The sequence below is a fragment of the Variovorax paradoxus NBRC 15149 genome, assembly GCF_001591365.1.
In the GTDB taxonomy this organism is placed as follows: domain Bacteria; phylum Pseudomonadota; class Gammaproteobacteria; order Burkholderiales; family Burkholderiaceae_C; genus Variovorax; species Variovorax paradoxus.
On record NZ_BCUT01000007.1, the window covers coordinates 76,981 to 95,178 of the forward strand.

Consider the following 18,198-nt stretch of genomic DNA (forward strand, 5'->3'; position numbering starts at 1 on the left):
CATCAACCATTCAATCAAGGAGTTATAGATGCAACGTCGTCAATGGGGCGCCATGGTGGGAGCCGCCGCGCTGGTCGCGGCCGCGGGCCAGAGCTTCGCGCAGGGCTATCCGAACAAGCCGGTCGAGCTGAGCGTGCCCTTTGCACCGGGCGGCACGACCGACATCGTGGCGCGCGTGATTTCCGACCCGCTCGGCAAGGTGCTGGGCCAGCCGGTGGTGGTGATCAACCGCGCGGGCGGCGGCGGCATCGTGGGCGCAGCCGAAACAGCGCGCGCCACGCCTGACGGCTACAAGCTCGGCGTTGCCACGGTGTCGAGCACGGCGGCCAATCCGGCCATCAACCCCAAGGTGCCGTACGACCCGATCAACGACTTCACGCCGATCATCAACATTGCGGCCACGCCCAACATCATTGCGGTCAACCCGAGCTTCCCGGCCAAGAACTATGCGGAGTTCGTGGCCGAGCTCAAGAAGAACCCCGGAAAGTACTCGTACGCCTCGTCGGGCACCGGCGGCATCGGCCACCTGCTGATGGAGCTCTACAAGAGCCTCACCAACACCTTCGTCACGCACATTCCCTACCGCGGCGCGGGCCCGGCGCTCAACGACGTGGTGGCCGGCCAGGTGCCGATCATGTTCGACAACATCCCGTCGGCCATGCCCTTCATCCAGAGCGGCCGGCTGGTTCCGATCGTGGTGTCGGCGCCGCAGCGCCTGGCCGCGCTGCCCAACGTGCCCACCTTCAAGGAAGTGGGGCTCGAGCCGGTCAACCGCATGGCCTACTACGGCATCCTCGGCCCCAAGGGCCTGCCGAAGGAAGTGGTCGACAAGGTCAGCGCCGGCGTGAAGAAGGCGGTGGAAGATCCGGCCGTGAAGAAGCGCATCGAGGACACCGGTTCGCTGATCGTCGCCAACACGCCCGAGCAGTTCGCCGCGCAGATCAAGGCCGAATACGAGGTCTACAAGCAGGTGGTGGTGAAGCAGAAGCTCAAGCTCGACTGAGCTGCTTTTTCCTTCCGCAAAGCCGCCCGCGCCACGGGCGGCTTTTCTTTTTTTGATATCTTGCAGCGCATGACAGAGGCCGCCGCCACGCAAACCCCCGAGATCGACGACTTCATCGATGCCCTCTGGCTCGAGGACGGGCTGTCGAAGAACACGCTGGCCGCCTACCGCCGCGACCTCGCGCTGTTCGCGCAGTGGCTGGGCAGCCAGCGCAGCGGCCGCGCGCTCGACACGGCGCAGGAGTCCGATCTGCAGGCCTACATGGGCGCGCGCCTGTCGACCCGGGGCAAGGCCACCTCGGCCAACCGGCGGCTCACGGTGTTCAAGCGCTACTACCGCTGGGCGCTGCGCGAGCGCCGCATCGCAGCCGATCCGAGCATCCGGCTCGCGCCCGCGCGGCAGATGCCGCGGGCCGTCAAGACGCTGTCGGAAAAGCAGGTGGACGACCTGCTGGCCGCACCCGACGTGGAAACCCCGCTCGGCCTGCGCGACCGCGCGATGCTCGAGCTGATGTATGCGAGCGGCCTGCGCGTGAGCGAACTGGTGGCGCTCAAGGTCATCGACATGAGCCTCAACGACGGCGTGCTGCGCGTACTCGGCAAGGGCAGCAAGGAGCGCCTCGTGCCCTTCGGCGGCGAGGCGCGGCGCTGGATCGAGCGCTACCTGGACGAGTCGCGCCCCGCCATCCTCGACGGGCAGCAGACGCCCGACCTGTTCGTGACCGCGCGCGGCGCAGGCATGACGCGCGTGATGTTCTGGATCATCGTGAAGAAGCAGGCCGCCGCGGCCGGCATCCATGTGCCGCTGTCGCCGCACACGCTGCGCCACGCCTTCGCCACGCACCTGCTGAACCACGGCGTCGACCTGCGCGCGGTGCAATTGCTGCTCGGCCATGCCGACATCTCCACGACCACCATCTACACCCACGTGGCGCGCGAGCGCCTCAAGCAGCTGCATGCGCAGCACCACCCGCGCGGCTGAAGGCGCGGTGTTCCTTCACTTCACCAACAGCAAAGAGACTTCGTTCATGCAGAAAAGAATCTGGGTCGCGGCGGCATTGCTCGCTGCCGGCGGCGCACAGGCCCAGGCCATTCCGAAGACCATCCGCCTCATCGTGGCGTACCCCGCGGGCGGCGTCAGCGACGTGGTCGCGCGTGCGCTCGGCGACAGGCTCGCCTCGCAGATGGGCACCACGGTGGTGGTCGACAACCGCGCCGGCGCCAGCGGCGCCATCGGCATGGATGCCGTGGCCAAGGCCGCACCCGACGGTGCCACGCTGGGCTTCTCGGCCATCAGCCCGCTGGTGCTGAGTCCGCACCTCGGCAAGCTGCCCTTCGATCCGCTCAAGGACATCGCGCCGGTGGCGAGCGTGATGTATTCGCCGGTGCTGCTGATCGCCACGCCGGCCAGCAGGGCGCGCGACTTCCGCGCGCTGATCGCCGATGCCAAGGCGCAGCCCGGCGCGGTGCGCTGGGCCACCTCGGGGCCGGCATCGCTCGGCCACATCGTGCTCGAGCAGGTGAAGGCGGCCACGGGCGTCGATATCACGCACGTGCCCTACAAGGGCGGCGGCCAGCAGCTCAACGATGCGCTCGGCGGGCAGTTCGAGATTCTCTCGAGCAATGCGAGCCCCACGCTCACTTCGCACATCCGCTCGGGCAAGCTGCGTCCGCTGGCCGTGGGTGCGCCCGCGCGGCTCGAGAGCCTGCCGCAGGTGCCCACGCTGGGCGAGCTGGGCTTCAGTGCCGCGAACATCAATTCGGTGTTCGGCGTCTTCGCACCCGCGGCCACGCCGCCCATATTGGTCGAGAAGTACAACGCCGAGATCAACAAGGCCCTGGCCAGCCCCGAGCTGCGCGCCAAGCTCACGGCCACCGACAACGTGCCGACCGGCGGCACCCCGTCGGCCTTTGCCGCGGAGATCGCCTCGGAGTTCGAAGGCAATGCGCGCATCGTGAAGGCCGCGAACATCAAGGCCGATTGACCCTGCGGCTTGTGCTTCCGATTTCCCTACCTTATAGTAGGTAGATGAGCAGCGCCATCGCCCCCTCGACCGCACTCGCCGCCGGCAGCACCCGGGAGCAGATCCTCGGGGTGGCGCGCCGCCTGATCGAAACGCGCTCCTACCTGGGCTTCAGCTTCCAGGATGTGGCCGATGCGGTCGGCGTCCGCAAGGCGAGCCTGTACCACCACTTTCCGACCAAGGAAGCGCTCGGCATTGCGGTGATCCGGCAGGCCACGCAGCTCTTCAAGGACTGGGACGCGGCGCGGGTGCGCACGCCGAAGGACGCGCTCGAATCCTATTTCCGCATGTACCGCGACACGCTCAAGGCAGGCTCGGGCATGTGCCCCGCAGGGGCGCTGACGCCCGGCTGGGATTGCATCGACGAGGAACTGCGCCAGGCCGTGCAGGAACTGCGCAACACCCAGGTGCTGTGGCTCACGGGCGTGCTGGGCGCACTGGCGCCGGCCCGGCAGAAGAAGGGCGCATCGCTTGCATCGCAGGCGGCCTATGTGTTCTCGGTGTGCCAGGGCGCGCTGCTCGCATCGCGCATGACGGGCCGCGTCGAAGACTTCGACGAAGCCATTGCGCAGCTCAGGAGTTCCTTGCCCGGCTGATCGCCGGGCGGCCTCGCGGGCACGCAGCGCGTGCCTATTTTTTGACCTCGTTGCCTACCGATTGGATGGTAGGTTTTGCCAAGGAGTGTTTCCATGAAAGCCGTCATTTCCGCCTATGCCCGCTCGCCTTTCCACTTCGCGAAGAAGGGTGCGCTTGCCGAGGTGCGCCCCGACACGCTGGCCGCCGGCGTGGTTCGCGGCCTGCTGCAGCGCACCGACCTCGACCCCGCGCTGCTCGAGGACGTCATCCTGGGCTGCGCCTATCCCGAGGCCTCGCAGGGCAACAACCTCGCGCGCATCGTCGGCCTGCTCGCGGGGCTGCCGCACAAGGTGGGCGGCATGACGGTCAACCGCTTCTGCGGCTCGTCGATGCAGGCGGTGCACATTGCCGCGGCGCAGATCGAGGCGGGCATGGGCGAGGCCTTCCTGTGCGTGGGCGTGGAGTCGATGACGATGGTGCCGCAGGGCGGCTTCAACTTCTCGCCGAGCCCCGAACTGCAAGAAAGCACCGATGCCTACATCTCGATGGGCGAGACGGCCGAGAACGTTGCACAGCGCTGGAACGTGAGCCGCGCCGACCAGGAGGCCTTTGCCGTGGAGTCGCACCGCAAGGCCGCCGCTGCGCGCGCGCAAGGGCGGCTCGCGGGCGAGATCGTGCCGGTGCGCCTGGCCTCGGGCGAGGTGGTCGATGCCGATGGCTGCATCCGCCCGGCCACCTCGGCCGAGGCGCTGGCGGGCCTCAAGCCGGCGTTCCGTCCTGATGGCGTGGTGACGGCCGGCACCTCGTCGCCGCTGACCGACGGCGCCGCCGCCGTGCTCGTGACCAGCGATGCCTTCGCCGCGAAGCACGGCCTGCAGGCGCTCGCGCGCATCCGCGCGTTCGCGACCGTGGGCGTCGACCCAGCCATCATGGGCATCGGCCCGATTCCGGCAACGCGCAAGGCGCTGGCGCGCGCCGGGCTCAAGGCCGCCGACCTCGACGTGATCGAACTCAACGAAGCCTTCTCGTCGCAGGCGCTGGCCTGCATCCGCGACCTCGGCCTCGACGCGGCGAGGGTCAATCTCGACGGCGGCGGCCTTGCCATCGGCCATCCGCTGGGCGCGACCGGTGCGCGCATCACGGGCAAGGCGGCGTCGCTGCTCGCGCGCGAGAACGGCCGCTATGCGCTGGCCACGCAATGCATCGGCGGCGGGCAGGGCATTGCCACGATTCTCGAGCGCATCTGAATAGTTCGAGAATGCGCGCAGGCACTGAAAGGAACTCCCATGGCGGCACTCCCTGACGACACGGGCGCCAAGCGCGCGCTTTACCTCGAAGACCTGTCGGTCGGCGATCGCTTCCAGAGCGGCGAACATGCGCTGGATGTGGCGCAGATCAAGGCCTTTGCATCGCAGTTCGATCCGCAGCCCTTCCATACCGATGAAGAGGCGGCGAAGACCACCTTCTTCGGCGGCCTCGCGGCCAGCGGCTGGCACACGGCGGCGCTCACCATGAAGCTGATGGTGGAAAGCGGCATTCCGCTGGCCGAAGGCATCATCGGCTCGGGCGGCGAGCTGCAGTGGCCCAAGCCGACGCGGCCCGGCGACGTGCTGCACGTCGTGAGCGAGGTGCTCGACATCACGCCATCGCGGTCCAAGCCGGGCCGCGCGATGGTCACGATGCGCTGCCGCACGCTCAACCAGCGCGGCGAGGTGCTCCAGTACTTCACGCCCAAGCTGGTTGTGCACGCCCGGCCCGCGTAGGCCTGCCGTTCAGTCCTTGCTGCCGGCCGAGAGCGCGCGCAGCTCCTCGGCGCTGAAGCCCGCGCGGCCACGGGCTTCGAGGTTGAAGGGCGGCTTCAGGCGCGGCGCTTCGTAGCGCGCCACGAGTTCCGGATAGGTCGCCTCCGGGTCGCGGCCGGCGCGTTCGCAGAGCCAGCGGTACCAGCGGTTGCCGATGGCCACGTGGCCCACTTCGTCGCGCAGGATGATGTCGAGGATCTCGACCGCGCGCAGCGCATCGGGCGTGTTCACGCGCTTGAGCTTGGCCTGGATGAGCGGCGTGGCGTCGAGCCCGCGCGCTTCGAGCGTGCGAGGCACCAGCGCCATGCGCGCGAGCACGTCGTCCCTGGTCTTCTCGCACATGCTCCAGAGTCCGTCGTGCCCGGGGAAGTCGCCGTAGCGCCAGCCCATGTCCTGCAGGTGCGAATGCAGCAGCGTGAAGTGCTGCGCCTCTTCGTCGGCCACGCGCAGCCAGTCGCGGTAGTAGGCCTCGGGCATGCCGTCGTAGCGCCAGACGGCGTCGAGCGCGAGGTTGATGGCGTTGAACTCGATGTGGCAGATCGAATGGATCAGCGCGGCGCGGCCCTCGGGCGTGAAGGGCGAGCGCTTTTGCACGGCGGTGGCGGCCACGCGCAGCGGCCGTTCGGGGCGGCCCGGCACGCCGACGTCATCGCCCACGACGCGCAGAGGGTCGGTCGCTATGGAATTGGTAGCGGCCAGGGCAGCAGTGGCGCGCGTTGCCGCAACTTTCTGTTCAGGGTTGGTGAGTCGCAGCGCGGCCAGCGCGCTCAATCGGGGGTGCATCCCTACAATTCTAGGTTTTGCCCCCGGAGACTCCACGATGGCCCTCTATGAACTCGACGGCGTTGCGCCGCAACTCGGCACCGGCGCCTGGGTCGCCGACAGCGCGGAGGTGATCGGCAACGTGCAGTTGGGCGACAACGCGAGCATCTGGTTCGGCGCGGTGCTGCGCGGCGACAACGAGAAGATGACCATCGGGCGCAACAGCAATGTGCAGGACATGTCGATGCTGCATTCCGACCCCGGCAGCCCGCTCACCATCGGCGAGAACGTCACCATCGGCCACCAGGTCATGCTGCATGGCTGCACCATCGGCGACAACTCGCTGATCGGCATCCAGGCGGTGGTCTTGAATAACGCGAAGATCGGCCGCAATTCGATTGTTGGCGCCGGCAGCGTCGTGACCGAGGGCAAGGAGTTTCCCGACAATTCCCTGATCTTCGGCTCGCCCGCCAAGGTGATGCGCACGATCAGCGACGAAGACGCCGCGCGCCTGCGGCACGGCTCCGACCACTACGTAGCAAACGCCATTCGCTATGCGAAGGGCTTGAAGAAAATCGCCTGACATCGCGCAGGCCCAACAGAAAGAAGAATCCGTTTTGAGCGAGCTGCACAAATTCCTGTTCGATGGCCTGCCGGTGCGCGGCATGATCGTGCGCCTGACAGATGCGTGGCAGGAAATCCTGGCGCGGCGCGCCTCCAACACCGCCACCGGCGCCTACCCGCCGCCGGTGGCCGAACTGCTCGGCGAGATGACGGCCGCGGCCACGCTGATGCAGGCCAACATCAAGTTCAACGGCGCGCTGATCCTGCAGATCTTCGGCGATGGTCCGGTCAAGGTGGCCGTGGCCGAGGCCAAGCCCGACCTGAGCCTGCGTGCCACCGCCAAGGTGATCGGCGACCTGCCGGCCGATGCGCGCCTGCCCGAGATGGTCAACGTCAACAACAAGGGCCGCTGCGCCATCACGCTCGACCCCAAGGACAAGCTGCCGGGCACGACGCCCTACCAGGGCGTGGTGCCGCTGTTCGACGAGGAGGGCGAGAAGCTCGGCCGGCTCAGCGACGTGCTGCAGCACTACATGCTGCAAAGCGAGCAGCTCGACACCACGCTGGTGCTCGCGGCGGACGACCAGGTGGCGGCGGGCCTTTTGATCCAGCGCCTGCCGGTGAAGGGCGAGGGCAACCTCGAGGGCACTTCCGGCACTTCCGGCAAGGACCACGACCAGGCCAACGAAGACCAGATCGGCCGCAACGAGGACTACAACCGCATCTCGATCCTCGCTTCCAGCCTCACGCGCGACGAGCTGCTCACGCTCGACATCGAGACCATTCTTCGCCGCCTGTTCTGGGAAGAGAAGCTGCTGCGCTTCGAGCCGCAGGCGGGCCTGCTGGGTCCGCACTTCGCGTGCACCTGCGGCCGCGACCGCGTGGCGCAGATGATCCGCGGGCTCGGCGTCGAGGAGGCCGAGGAGATCCTGGCCGAGCGCGGCGACATCGAGGTGGGCTGCGACTTCTGCGGCAAGCAGTACCGCTTCGATGCGGTCGATGCGGCGCAGATCTTCAGGCCGCCGACGGACCAGATCCCGGGCAGCCCGATCGTCCAGTAACGCTTTTCACCGGGGCGAGATTCGGCGCGCCGGTGAGCCGGCCGCGCGCTCCGCTCAGCGCGGCACCTTGCCGTCGAAATCGCTGAACGCGATGTCGGGCGCGCTGGTGTTGTGGCGCGAAGGCAGGCTGCGCCCGAAGCGCACCTGCGTGGCGTTCAGCGTCTTCACGTCGGGCAGCGGCAGCACCTGCTCCGCGGCCTCGGGCGATTCCTGCCAGCGCAGCTCGCTCACGTCGGCGTTGTCGGGCGCCACGTACATCGAGCGCAGCACGGCAAAGGGCCGCGCGCTCGCCGTGGGCTTGGAAAGCGTCACGTCGAGTGCGGTGCGCTCGCGGCTGATCTCGGACACCTTGGCCACGGCGCTGCCGCCGCCGACGAAGCGCAGGTGGATGGCCAGCGGCTTCGGCACGATGCGGATCGATGCGATGTCGACCACCGGCCGGCTGCCCTGTTCGACCGGGCCGAGCAGGAACGAGGAGCCATACACCCCGTCGCCGAAGCGCGCCTGCGGCAGCGGCTTGATGCGCCAGTAGCCGTCGGCCGGGTAGAGCACCAGCGCTTCGAGCGCCTTGCCCTCTTCCTTGCGGAAGATCTGCAGCATGTGGAAGCCGCGGTCCGTGCGCGCGCCCACGCGCACCGGCACCTGCTGCGGCCGCCAGAAGCTGGGCAGCGTCATGCCGACGATGCGCCACTGCGCGTCGTCGAGCAGCACCACGCGGCGCGGCTTGAACTTGTGCGCGGGATCGGTGGGATGCGCGCCGCCGTCGAAGTTGCAGCCCGAGAAGTCGGGGGCGGTGACGTCGTTGCCGATGCTGTCGAGGTAGGCCGGCTGCAGTGCCTCGATGCGCATGCGCCGGATGCCTTCGCCGCGCAGCACCAGCGACACGTTGTCTTCCTCGGCGCAGGCGGTGGCCGTGGTGGCGTTCTCCACGGTGGCGGCGACAGGCGCGGCCGTGGCAGCCGTTGCCAGCAGCCCGGCAAGGAAGAAGCCGCAAAAGCGAGAGAAGCGAGGCGGGAACATCGATCAGGTCTCCGAGTTGGGGGTTGAAGGCGTGTCGTCGCGGCGTCCGATCAGGTCGCTGAAAAGCCGATGCTCGCATTCCGGGTCGGAGCACTTCTCGCAAGGCCATGACCAGGAGGCGGGTTTGGATTCAAGGCGGCCGCGCGCGCGGGCCCGGCCTTCGCTGCCGGCGATGGAATTGATGGCATTCCATGCATTGCAGAGCCGTTCGCCGCCGGTGCCGTGCACCACGGCAAAGGAAAGCCCCGCGCCCGCGAGCGCCGCGCGCACCAGCGCATCGGTGGGCTCGCGCGCGTGGTCGCCGTCGCGCAAGGGGTCTGCGATCCATGGGATGTCGAGTGCGGTCAGCAGGGTGATCGCATAGCGTGCCTGCGCCGCCAGCGCGTCGGCGTGCAGCGAGGTGTCGCCGAACAGCAGTTCGCTGTAGACCGCGGTCATGAGGGCCGTGGTGTCGGCCACCACCACGCCTGAAGCGGCCGCGGCATCGATGCGGCGCATCTGTTCCTGCGCGATGGCCCGCTGCTCGTCGGGCCGGGGCGTGCGGCCTTCGCGCTCGCACCATTCGCGCAGGTATTCGTCCACCAGTGTGGTGGCAATGCCGCGTTCCTGCAGGCGCTGCGCGAGCGCGCGGGCGAGTTCGGTCTTGCCGGTGCTCTCGGCACCGAGCAGCGCAATCACGCATCCGGCCGGCAGCATCGGCGTCATGCGCGCGCGGCCGCCCCGCCGTGCATGCGCGTGCGCCACGCAAGGAAGCCCGCCACGCTGAGCACCGCGAACACGGCGTAGAGCCCGACCGTGAGCCACAGGCCCTTGTGGATGAAGAGACCCACGCTCACGACGTTCACCGCCAGCCACACCAGCCAGTTCTCGATGAACTTGCGCCCGAGCAGGAACTGGCCGACGAGGCTGAGCCCGGTCGAGAACCCGTCCCACCAGGGCACGTCGGTGTCGGTGAAGCGGCGCAGGAAGAGCGCGACCGCGGGCCATGCCAGTGCGCAGGCCGCGAGTGCCAGCGCCACGCCGCGCGGCGAAAGCCGGCTCACGCGCAATGCGCTGCCATCGGCGCGGTGGCCGCGCAGCCATTGCGACCAGCCCCAGAGCGCGACCACGGCGAAGAACACCTGCAGCGAGGCGTCGCCGTAGATGCGTGCCTGCGCGAACACGGCCACGTAAAGCAGCGAACTGAGGATCGCCAGCGGCCAGCCCCAGTGGATCTCGCGCATGTTGCAGCCGACCATCGCAACCGCCAGCACCGCCGCCACGAGTTCGAGCCAGCTGACCGGTGAGCCCCAGAGCGCGAATGCGGGGGCCGAGAAGAACTCGGGCATCAGCGCGTCAGGCGTCGAGCGCCGCCGGGCCGCCCCAAGGCGCGAGCGGCCCCCTCGGGGGGCAGCGAGGACACGCAGTGCCGAGCGTGGGGGCCATATTTCAGTGCGTGACCTGAACGAACACTTCGTTGGGCTTGACCATGCCCAGCTCCTGCCGCGCACGCTCTTCGACCATCTCGAGGCCGATCTTGAGGTCGTTGACTTCGGAGGCCAGCCGTTCGTTGTTGACCACGGCCTTGGCATTGGCCGCCTTCTGGTCGGCCAGCTTGGACTGCAGCTGCGCCACGTCGCGCACGCTGCCGCGCCCGTTCCACAGCTGCCACTGCAGGATGACCAGCAGCAGCAACAGCACGATAGGTGGAACGAGGCGCGAGCGCATGCCGCCGGCTTCGCGTGCTACTTCAGGTTGTAGAACGCGCCGCGGCCCGGGTAGCTGGCGATGTCGCCAAGGTCTTCCTCAATGCGCAGCAGCTGGTTGTACTTGGCGATGCGGTCCGAGCGCGAGAGCGAGCCGGTCTTGATCTGGCCCGCATTGGTGCCCACCGCGATGTCGGCGATGGTGCTGTCCTCGGTTTCGCCCGAGCGGTGCGAGATGACGGCCGTGTAGCCCGCGCGCTTGGCCATCTCGATGGCGGCGAAGGTCTCGGTCAGCGTGCCGATCTGGTTGATCTTGATCAGGATCGAGTTGGCAATGCCCTTGTCGATGCCTTCCTGCAGGATCTTGGTGTTGGTGACGAACAGGTCGTCGCCCACCAGCTGCACGCGCTTGCCCAGCCGGTCGGTGAGCAGCTTCCAGCCGTCCCAGTCGCCTTCGTGCATGCCGTCCTCGATGCTGATGATCGGGTACTTGTCGACCCAGGTGGCCAGCATGTCGGCCCAGTTGCCGGCCGACAGCGTGAGGTTCTCGCCCGAGAGCACGTAGTTGCCGTCCTTGTAGAACTCGCTCGCGGCGCAGTCCAGGCCCAGCGCAATCTGCTCGCCCGCCACGAAGCCGGCCTTGTCGATGGCTTCGAGGATCAGCTGGATGGCCGCTTCATGGCTTTCGACGCTGGGTGCGAAACCGCCTTCGTCGCCGACGGCCGTGCTGATGCCGCGGTCGCCCAGGATCTTCTTGAGCGCATGGAACACCTCGGCGCCGTAGCGCACGGCTTCGCGGAAGCTCGGTGCGCCCACGGGGATGATCATGAACTCCTGCAGGTCCAGGCTGTTGTTGGCGTGCGCGCCGCCGTTGATGACGTTCATCATCGGCACCGGCAGCTGCATGCCGCCCATGCCGCCGAAGTAGCGGTACAGCGGCAGGCCCGACTCCTCGGCCGCGGCGCGTGCCACCGCCATCGAGACGGCGAGGGTGGCGTTGGCGCCCAGGCGGCCCTTGTTGTCGGTGCCGTCCAGGTCGATCATCGTGCGGTCGAGGAAGGCCTGCTCGCTGGCGTCCAGGCCGAGCACGGATTCCGAGATCTCGGTGTTGATGTTCTCCACCGCCTTGAGCACGCCCTTGCCGAGATAGCGCTTCTTGTCGCCGTCGCGCAGCTCGATGGCTTCGCGCGAACCGGTCGATGCGCCCGAGGGCACGGCCGCGCGGCCCATGGTGCCCGATTCGAGCAGAACGTCGCACTCGACGGTGGGATTGCCGCGGCTGTCGAGGATTTCACGGCCGACGATGTCTACGATTGCACTCATGCGTTTCTCTTTCTTTCAGTCTCGATTCGATTGATCAAAGGCCTTCGACAGCGACCATGCGCATCACCGCGGCGCCGGCACGGGCTTCGCGTGCCTTCAGGTATTCGGGCGTTTCGTAGAAGGCCTTGGCCTTCTCGAAGCTGGGGAACTTCAGGATGACGAGGCGCGAAGGCGTCCAGTCGCCCTCGAGCACTTCGACCTGGCCGCCGCGCACGCACACCTCGGCGCCGTGCGCCTGCATCGCGGCGCTCGACCACTTCTTGTATTCCTCGTACTGCGCCGGATTGGTGACCTCGACGTGGGCGATGACATAACCACTGCTCATGATTGAAAGACGTCCTCTAGAAATGCGTTCTTCTTGGTGACCTGGTCGAGCGCCAGCAGCGTCTCGAGCAGGGCCTTCATGTGCTTGAGCGGCACGGCGTTGGGGCCGTCGCTCAGCGCCTTGGCGGGATCGGGGTGCGTTTCCATGAAAAGGCCGGCCACGCCCACGGCCACGGCCGCGCGCGAGAGCACCGGCACCATTTCGCGCTGGCCGCCCGAGGTCGTGCCCTGGCCGCCCGGCAGCTGCACCGAGTGGGTGGCGTCGAACACCACGGGCGCGCCGGTCTCGCGCATGATCGCGAGCGAGCGCATGTCCGACACCAGGTTGTTGTAGCCGAAGCTCGCGCCGCGCTCACAGGCCATGAAGCTGTCTTCGGGCAGGCCGGCTTCCTTGGCGGCAGCGCGCGCCTTGTCGATCACGTTCTTCATGTCGTGCGGCGCAAGGAACTGGCCCTTCTTGATGTTGACCGGCTTGCCCGACTGCGCCACCGCGCGGATGAAGTCGGTCTGGCGGCACAGGAAGGCGGGCGTCTGCAGCACGTCGACCACCTTGGCGGCCTCGGTGATGTCGTCCTCGGTATGGACGTCGGTCAGCACGGGCAGGCCGAGTTCGCGCTTCACCTTGGCCAGGATCTCCAGGCCCTTCTCGCGGCCCGGGCCGCGAAAGCTGGTGCCCGAGGAGCGGTTGGCCTTGTCGAAGCTGCTCTTGAAAATGAACGGAATGCCGAGCGAGGAAGTGATTTCCTTCAGCGTGCCGGCCGTGTCCATCTGCAATTGCTCGGATTCGACCACGCAGGGGCCGGCAATCAAAAAGAAAGGCTGGTCGAGCCCGATGTCGAATCCGCAGAGTTTCATGCAACCGCCTTCAGGTTCTTTGCGCCGCCCGCGCTCCGGGCCTTGTGGTCGAGCGCCGCCTTGATGAAGGCATTGAAGAGCGGATGGCCGCTCCACGGCGTCGACTTGAATTCAGGGTGGAACTGCACACCCATGAACCACGGGTGCACGTCCTGCGGCAGTTCGACGATCTCGGTCAGGTGCTCGCGCTGCGTCAGCGCGGAAATGACCAGGCCGGCGGCGCGCAGTTCGTCGAGGTAGTTGACGTTGGCTTCGTAGCGGTGGCGGTGGCGTTCGGTCACCACGTCGCCGTAGATGCTGTGGGCCAGCGTGCCGGCCGAGACGTCGGAGCTTTGCGCGCCCAGGCGCATGGTGCCGCCGAGGTCGGACTTCTCGTTGCGCGTCTTCACGGTGCCGTCGGCGTCCTTCCATTCGGTGATCAGCGCGATCACGGGGCAGGGCGTCTCGGGGTCGAACTCGGTGCTGTTGGCGTTCTTCAGGCCCGCCACATGGCGCGCGTATTCGATGGTGGCCACCTGCATGCCCAGGCAGATGCCGAGGTAGGGCACCTTGCCTTCGCGCGCGAAGCGGGCGGCCGAGATCTTGCCCTCGACGCCGCGCTGGCCGAAGCCGCCGGGCACCAGGATCGCGTCGTACTTGGCGAGCCGCGAGACATCTTGCGGGGAAATGGTTTCGGAGTCGATGTAGTCGATCTTCACGCGCGCATGGTTCTTCATGCCGGCGTGGCGCAGCGCCTCGTTCAGCGACTTGTAGCTGTCGGACAGGTCGACGTACTTGCCGACCATCGCGATGCTGACTTCCTGCTGCGGATGCTCGACCTCGTACACCAGCTCGTCCCAGCGCTGCAGCTTGGCGGGCGGCGTGTTGATGCGCAGCTTGTCGCAGATCAGGCCGTCCAGGCCCTGCTCGTGCAGCATGCGCGGCACCTTGTAGATGGTGTCGACGTCCCACATGGAGATCACGCCCCATTCGGGGACGTTCGAGAACAGCGAGATCTTGGCGCGCTCGTCGTCGGGAATCGGGCGGTCGGCGCGGCACAGCAGCGCGTCGGCCTGGATGCCGATGGCGCGCAGCTCCTTGGCGGTGTGCTGCGTGGGCTTGGTCTTGAGCTCGCCGGCGGCGGCGATCCAGGGCACGTAGCTCAGGTGCACGAAGGCCGAGTTGTTCGGGCCCATGCGCAGGCTCATCTGGCGCACGGCTTCGAGGAAGGGCAGCGATTCGATGTCGCCCACCGTGCCGCCGATCTCGACGATGGCCACGTCCACCTCATGCGCGGTGCCCAGGCCGGCGCCGCGCTTGATGTATTCCTGGATCTCGTTGGTGATGTGCGGAATCACCTGCACCGTCTTGCCCAGGTAGTCGCCGCGGCGCTCCTTCTCGAGCACGGTCTTGTAGATCTGGCCAGTGGTGAAGTTGTTGGCCTTGCGCATCCGCGTGGTGATGAAGCGCTCGTAGTGGCCGAGGTCGAGGTCGGTCTCGGCACCGTCGTCGGTGACGAACACCTCGCCATGCTGGAACGGTGACATCGTGCCGGGGTCGACATTGATGTACGGATCGAGCTTGATGAGGGTGACCTTGAGGCCGCGCGATTCGAGGATCGCGGCGAGGGAGGCGGAGGCGATTCCCTTGCCAAGGGAAGATACGACACCACCGGTGACGAAGACAAATTTGGTCATGCCAGTTCCGGACCAGAGATCCGGGCAGTGGGAAATTGCGATTATAGGTGTCCCCTTTGTGCCCCTTCGGCCCAAGGCCATCCCGTTCCTGATCTTGTCGGTATGTGAGCAACAATATGACTCATGCAAGATCTCGCCGGCAAACACATCGTCCTGGGCCTTACCGGTGGTATCGCCTGCTACAAGTCGGCCGAGCTGTGCCGCCTGTTCGTGAAGGCGGGCGCCACCGTCCAGGTCGTGATGACCGAGGCGGCCGAGCAGTTCATCACGCCGGTCACGATGCAGGCGCTCTCGGGGCGCACGGTCTACATCTCGCAGTGGGACGCGCGCGAGCCCAACAACATGCCGCACATCAACCTGAGCCGCGAGGCCGACGCCATCGTGCTGGCGCCCTGCAGCGCCGACTTCATCGCGCGGCTGGTGCAGGGCCGGGCCGACGACCTGCTGAGCCTGATGTGCCTCGCCCGACCCATGGACCGCGTGCCGCTCCTGATCGCGCCGGCCATGAACCGCGAGATGTGGGCGCATCCCGCCACCCAGCGCAACCTGGTGCAGGTGGCGGCCGACGGCGCCACAGTGCTGGGCGTGGGCAGCGGCTGGCAGGCCTGCGGGGAGACCGGCGACGGGCGCATGCTCGAGCCGGCGCAGCTGCTCGAGGACATCACGGCCTTCTTCGTGCCCAAGCTGCTGGCGGGCCAGAAGGTGCTGGTGACCGCGGGCCCCACCTTCGAGCCGCTCGATCCGATCCGCGGCATCACCAACCATTCGTCCGGCAAGATGGGCTTTGCCATTGCGCGCGCTGCGCGCGAGGCCGGTGCCGAAGTCACGCTGGTGGCCGGCCCGGTGCACCTGCCGACGCCGCGCGGGGTGAGCCGCATCGACGTGCTCAGCGCGCAGGACATGCTCGAAGCCACCCTCCATGCCGCGCAGACCGCTAGCATTTTTGTAGCGACGGCCGCCGTCGCCGACTGGCGGCCCGCCACCCATAGCGAGCAGAAGATCAAGAAGGACGGCAGCGGCAAGACGCCGGTGCTCAATTTCGTCGAGAACGCCGACATCCTGCTGGCGGTGGCCAAGAGCGAACGCGCGCAGGCCCGCAAGCTGTTCTGCGTGGGCTTCGCGGCCGAGAGCGAGAACCTGGCCGAGCACGCCAAGGCCAAGCGCGAGCGCAAGGGAATTCCGCTCCTGGTCGGCAACATAGGGCCGCTGACCTTCGGGCAGGACGACAATGCGCTGCTGCTGGTGGACGCAACGAGCACGCGCGAACTGCCGCGTGCGCCCAAGCTCACCCTGGCACGCGAACTCATGACCGAGATCGCCGCCCGGCTGCCCGACTGGAGAGTCTGATGAACCCCCAATGGAACACGCCGCCCAATGGCGACTTCGCCAGCTACGTCGAGCGGCTGTCGGCCCAGGCCGCGCTGCCGAAGCGGGCGGCGCACGAGGGCGACCACGGCCTGGACGTGGGCATCACGCCCGCACCGGGCGCGCAGGGTGCGGCAGCGGCCGCCGCCCAGCGGCGCGAATCGTCGAACGGAGATGCCTCCGCGCCAGGCGCCGGGGCGCTGGCGCCCATGGCGCTCAAGCTCATGGCCGCCGTGGGGGCCGTGGTGCTGCTGGCGCTGTGGTCGGCCGGCGTTTCCCTCGTTGTGCTGGTGTTCCTGGCGGGCGCGGCTTTCTGGCTCGCCAGCAAGCTCAAGGGACTGAAGCTCACACCCGGTGTCGCCAAGTGGCAGCAGCTGCTCGAGGAAGCCGCCCGCAAGCAAAGAGAACAGCAACACAAGCAAGGCAAGTAGAAGTGAAAGTAGACGTTCGTATCCTCGATCCACGCATGGTGGACCAATTGCCCGCCTATGCCACGCCCGGCAGCGCAGGGCTCGATCTCCGGGCCTGCCTCGATGCGCCGATCACGCTGGAGCCCAACGGCTGGCAGCTCGTGGGCACCGGCATCGCGATCCACCTGGCCGACCCGGCCTATGCGGCGCTGATCCTCCCGCGCTCGGGCCTCGGCCACAAGCACGGCATCGTGCTCGGCAATCTGGTGGGCCTGATCGACAGCGACTACCAGGGCGAACTCAAGATCAGCGCCTGGAACCGCAGCGACACACCTTTCGTGCTCCAGCCGATGGAGCGGCTCGCGCAACTGGTGATCGTGCCCGTGGTGCAGGCGCAGTTTCGCGTGGTCACAGAATTTGCAGCTTCGCAACGCGGCGAAGGCGGCTACGGCTCCACCGGCAAGCACTGACCGCTCCCCGTCTTTGCGCGGCTTCGTGTCGGGCCCGTAAAGACCGGAACTGACGGTTCGCGGCGCGCTCCTACGTTTCGGTGTGTGTCCTGCGTCATCCCCACAGCGGGCAAGACGTTGGATACAGGCTTTGGCGCATCGGGATGCGCCGATTTATCCGAGGAGCCTCTCAACATGAAAATTTCAACGCGCTTCATTTCCATTGCCGCTTCCGTGGTGGCGCTTGCCACGCTCACGGCCTGCGTTGCTCCCGCGCCGGTCTATCACACGACGCGCTATCCCTACCAGGCGCCGCCGCAGGCGGTGCCCTACCAGGAGGCGGCCTATGTCGAATACGGCCACGTCGCCAACATCGAGGTGCTGCGCAGCGAAACCGGGGGCACCGGCACCACCGGCGGCGGCGCGGTGGCGGGCGGTGTGCTCGGCGGCGTGGTGGGCAACCAGTTCGGGCACGGCAGCGGCCGCGCCGCGGCCACCGCGCTGGGCATCGTGGGCGGTGCGCTGCTGGGCAACACCATCGAGGGACAGGCCAACGGGCCGCGCGCCTACGAGAGCTACCGCATCTCGGTGCAGACCGACCGCGGCGGCTACCGTGCCTTCGACGTGCAGCATCCGGGCGACCTGCGCATCGGCGACCGCGTGCGCATCGACAACGGCCAGATCTCGCGCATGTAGCCCGTGCGCCGCAGCAAGCAAAAAGCCGGGCACTGCCCGGCTTTTTGCATGTTGCGGCGGTTTGCTCAGCCGGCAGTCAGTGCAGCAGGTCGTTGCCGGGCGCCGTGGGCGGCACCTTGAAGAAGGCTGTGCCCGCCGTGCCGCGGCCGACTTCTTCTTCGGTGGCCTCGCGCACCGAGCGCACCGTGATGTCGAGCCGGATTGCGATGCCGGCGAGCGGATGATTGCCGTCGAGCACCAGATGGTCCGGGTAGATCTCGGCCACGGTGTAGATCACGTCCTTGGGCATGGCGTCGCTCACGCCTTCGGGCAGGGCGGCGCCGTCGAAGGTCATGCCTTCCTCGGTGCCTTCGGGGAACAGCGAACGCGGCTCCAGAAAGAGCAGCTGGTCGTTGAAGTCGCCGAAGCCCTGTTCGGGCTCGAGCTGCAATTGCACCCGTGCGCCGGGCTCGTGGCCCTGCAGGGCGGCTTCGATCACGTCGAAGAGGTCATCGCCTCCCACCATGAATTCCACCGGTTCGTCGAGCACGTCCAGAACTTCGCCCAGGGTGTCTTTCATCGTCCAGGTCAGGCCGACCACGCATTGTTCAGAGATTTCCATTGC

22 protein-coding genes are annotated in these 18,198 nt (G+C 67.5%); 12 read left to right on the top strand and 10 right to left on the bottom strand.

Annotated features, from left to right (window positions below; translation table 11 throughout):
* The first annotated feature begins 28 nt into the window (after positions 1-28).
* The 6 genes from VPA02S_RS25970 (at position 29) to VPA02S_RS25995 (ending at position 5,365) form a co-directional block, all read left to right on the top strand.
* Positions 29-1,003, top strand: a complete 975-nt coding sequence (locus tag VPA02S_RS25970) for a tripartite tricarboxylate transporter substrate binding protein BugE (RefSeq protein WP_012748556.1) — start codon at positions 29-31, stop codon at positions 1,001-1,003.
* A 69-nt stretch (positions 1,004-1,072) separates the two neighbouring features.
* Entirely contained in the window at positions 1,073-1,984 is a 912-nt protein-coding gene (xerD, locus tag VPA02S_RS25975; protein ID WP_062366489.1) for a site-specific tyrosine recombinase XerD, read from the top strand.
* A gap of 46 nt (positions 1,985-2,030) precedes the next feature.
* Entirely contained in the window at positions 2,031-2,987 is a 957-nt protein-coding gene (locus tag VPA02S_RS25980; protein WP_062366837.1) for a Bug family tripartite tricarboxylate transporter substrate binding protein, read from the top strand.
* A 44-nt stretch (positions 2,988-3,031) separates the two neighbouring features.
* Positions 3,032-3,622, top strand: a complete 591-nt coding sequence (locus VPA02S_RS25985; RefSeq protein WP_018905889.1) for a TetR/AcrR family transcriptional regulator — start codon at positions 3,032-3,034, stop codon at positions 3,620-3,622.
* A gap of 93 nt (positions 3,623-3,715) precedes the next feature.
* Entirely contained in the window at positions 3,716-4,849 is a 1,134-nt protein-coding gene (locus tag VPA02S_RS25990) for a thiolase family protein (protein WP_062366491.1), read from the top strand.
* A 39-nt stretch (positions 4,850-4,888) separates the two neighbouring features.
* Positions 4,889-5,365 carry a MaoC family dehydratase gene (locus VPA02S_RS25995; protein WP_012748551.1) on the top strand — a complete coding sequence of 159 codons (477 nt, stop codon included), beginning with the start codon at positions 4,889-4,891 and terminating at the stop codon, positions 5,363-5,365.
* Positions 5,366-5,374: 9 nt separating this feature from the next.
* On the opposite strand, the gene VPA02S_RS26000 is transcribed toward VPA02S_RS25995, so the two are convergent.
* Complete coding sequence (locus VPA02S_RS26000; RefSeq protein ID WP_062366493.1) at positions 5,375-6,187, bottom strand: ferritin-like domain-containing protein; 813 nt, start codon at positions 6,185-6,187, stop codon at positions 5,375-5,377.
* Positions 6,188-6,224: 37 nt separating this feature from the next.
* On the opposite strand from VPA02S_RS26000, the gene VPA02S_RS26005 reads away from it, so the two are divergent.
* Both VPA02S_RS26005 and hslO read left to right on the top strand, forming a co-directional pair.
* The gene (locus tag VPA02S_RS26005; RefSeq protein ID WP_062366495.1) at positions 6,225-6,749 is read left to right on the top strand and encodes a gamma carbonic anhydrase family protein; all 525 of its coding nucleotides are present in this window, start codon (positions 6,225-6,227) and stop codon (positions 6,747-6,749) included.
* Positions 6,750-6,783: 34 nt separating this feature from the next.
* Complete coding sequence (gene hslO / locus VPA02S_RS26010; protein ID WP_012748548.1) at positions 6,784-7,791, top strand: Hsp33 family molecular chaperone HslO; 1,008 nt, start codon at positions 6,784-6,786, stop codon at positions 7,789-7,791.
* A 54-nt stretch (positions 7,792-7,845) separates the two neighbouring features.
* On the opposite strand, the gene VPA02S_RS26015 is transcribed toward hslO, so the two are convergent.
* The 8 genes from VPA02S_RS26015 to pyrG all read right to left on the bottom strand — a co-directional run bounded on the left by VPA02S_RS26015 (position 7,846) and on the right by pyrG (position 14,674).
* Complete coding sequence (locus tag VPA02S_RS26015; RefSeq protein ID WP_062366497.1) at positions 7,846-8,811, bottom strand: hypothetical protein; 966 nt, start codon at positions 8,809-8,811, stop codon at positions 7,846-7,848.
* Between the two features lie 3 nt (positions 8,812-8,814).
* Positions 8,815-9,516, bottom strand: coding sequence for an AAA family ATPase (locus tag VPA02S_RS26020; protein ID WP_081247640.1), 702 nt, complete (start codon positions 9,514-9,516; stop codon positions 8,815-8,817).
* Entirely contained in the window at positions 9,513-10,139 is a 627-nt protein-coding gene (gene pnuC / locus VPA02S_RS26025) for a nicotinamide riboside transporter PnuC (RefSeq protein ID WP_062366499.1), read from the bottom strand. The genes VPA02S_RS26020 and pnuC overlap by 4 nt, the downstream gene beginning before the upstream one ends.
* Before the next feature lie 100 nt (positions 10,140-10,239).
* A complete protein-coding gene (ftsB, locus tag VPA02S_RS26030) occupies positions 10,240-10,518 on the bottom strand; it encodes a cell division protein FtsB (RefSeq protein ID WP_012748544.1) in 279 nt (92 codons plus the stop codon).
* Between the two features lie 17 nt (positions 10,519-10,535).
* A complete protein-coding gene (gene eno / locus VPA02S_RS26035) occupies positions 10,536-11,819 on the bottom strand; it encodes a phosphopyruvate hydratase (RefSeq protein ID WP_018905898.1) in 1,284 nt (427 codons plus the stop codon).
* A 34-nt stretch (positions 11,820-11,853) separates the two neighbouring features.
* Positions 11,854-12,144 (bottom strand): DUF1330 domain-containing protein, encoded by a 291-nt coding sequence (locus VPA02S_RS26040; protein ID WP_012748542.1) that lies wholly within the window; start codon positions 12,142-12,144, stop codon positions 11,854-11,856.
* The gene (kdsA, locus tag VPA02S_RS26045) at positions 12,141-12,998 is read right to left on the bottom strand and encodes a 3-deoxy-8-phosphooctulonate synthase (protein ID WP_012748541.1); all 858 of its coding nucleotides are present in this window, start codon (positions 12,996-12,998) and stop codon (positions 12,141-12,143) included. Before kdsA ends, VPA02S_RS26040 begins: the two co-directional genes overlap by 4 nt.
* The gene (pyrG, locus tag VPA02S_RS26050) at positions 12,995-14,674 is read right to left on the bottom strand and encodes a CTP synthase (RefSeq protein WP_012748540.1); all 1,680 of its coding nucleotides are present in this window, start codon (positions 14,672-14,674) and stop codon (positions 12,995-12,997) included. Before pyrG ends, kdsA begins: the two co-directional genes overlap by 4 nt.
* Before the next feature lie 123 nt (positions 14,675-14,797).
* Here pyrG and coaBC point away from each other — a divergent pair, with 123 nt between their 5' ends.
* The 4 genes from coaBC (at position 14,798) to VPA02S_RS26070 (ending at position 17,594) form a co-directional block, all read left to right on the top strand.
* Positions 14,798-16,021 (top strand): bifunctional phosphopantothenoylcysteine decarboxylase/phosphopantothenate--cysteine ligase CoaBC, encoded by a 1,224-nt coding sequence (gene coaBC / locus VPA02S_RS26055; RefSeq protein ID WP_062366501.1) that lies wholly within the window; start codon positions 14,798-14,800, stop codon positions 16,019-16,021.
* Entirely contained in the window at positions 16,021-16,470 is a 450-nt protein-coding gene (locus tag VPA02S_RS26060; RefSeq protein ID WP_018905901.1) for a hypothetical protein, read from the top strand. Before coaBC ends, VPA02S_RS26060 begins: the two co-directional genes overlap by 1 nt.
* 2 nt (positions 16,471-16,472) lie before the next feature.
* Positions 16,473-16,919: a dUTP diphosphatase gene (gene dut / locus VPA02S_RS26065; protein WP_012748537.1), complete on the top strand. Its 447-nt coding sequence runs from the start codon at positions 16,473-16,475 to the stop codon at positions 16,917-16,919.
* 174 nt (positions 16,920-17,093) lie between these two features.
* Complete coding sequence (locus VPA02S_RS26070) at positions 17,094-17,594, top strand: outer membrane lipoprotein (RefSeq protein WP_012748536.1); 501 nt, start codon at positions 17,094-17,096, stop codon at positions 17,592-17,594.
* A 76-nt stretch (positions 17,595-17,670) separates the two neighbouring features.
* Here VPA02S_RS26070 and VPA02S_RS26075 read toward each other — a convergent pair whose 3' ends face one another.
* Positions 17,671-18,195 (bottom strand): FKBP-type peptidyl-prolyl cis-trans isomerase, encoded by a 525-nt coding sequence (locus tag VPA02S_RS26075; RefSeq protein WP_028256233.1) that lies wholly within the window; start codon positions 18,193-18,195, stop codon positions 17,671-17,673.
* Positions 18,196-18,198 lie beyond the last annotated feature (3 nt).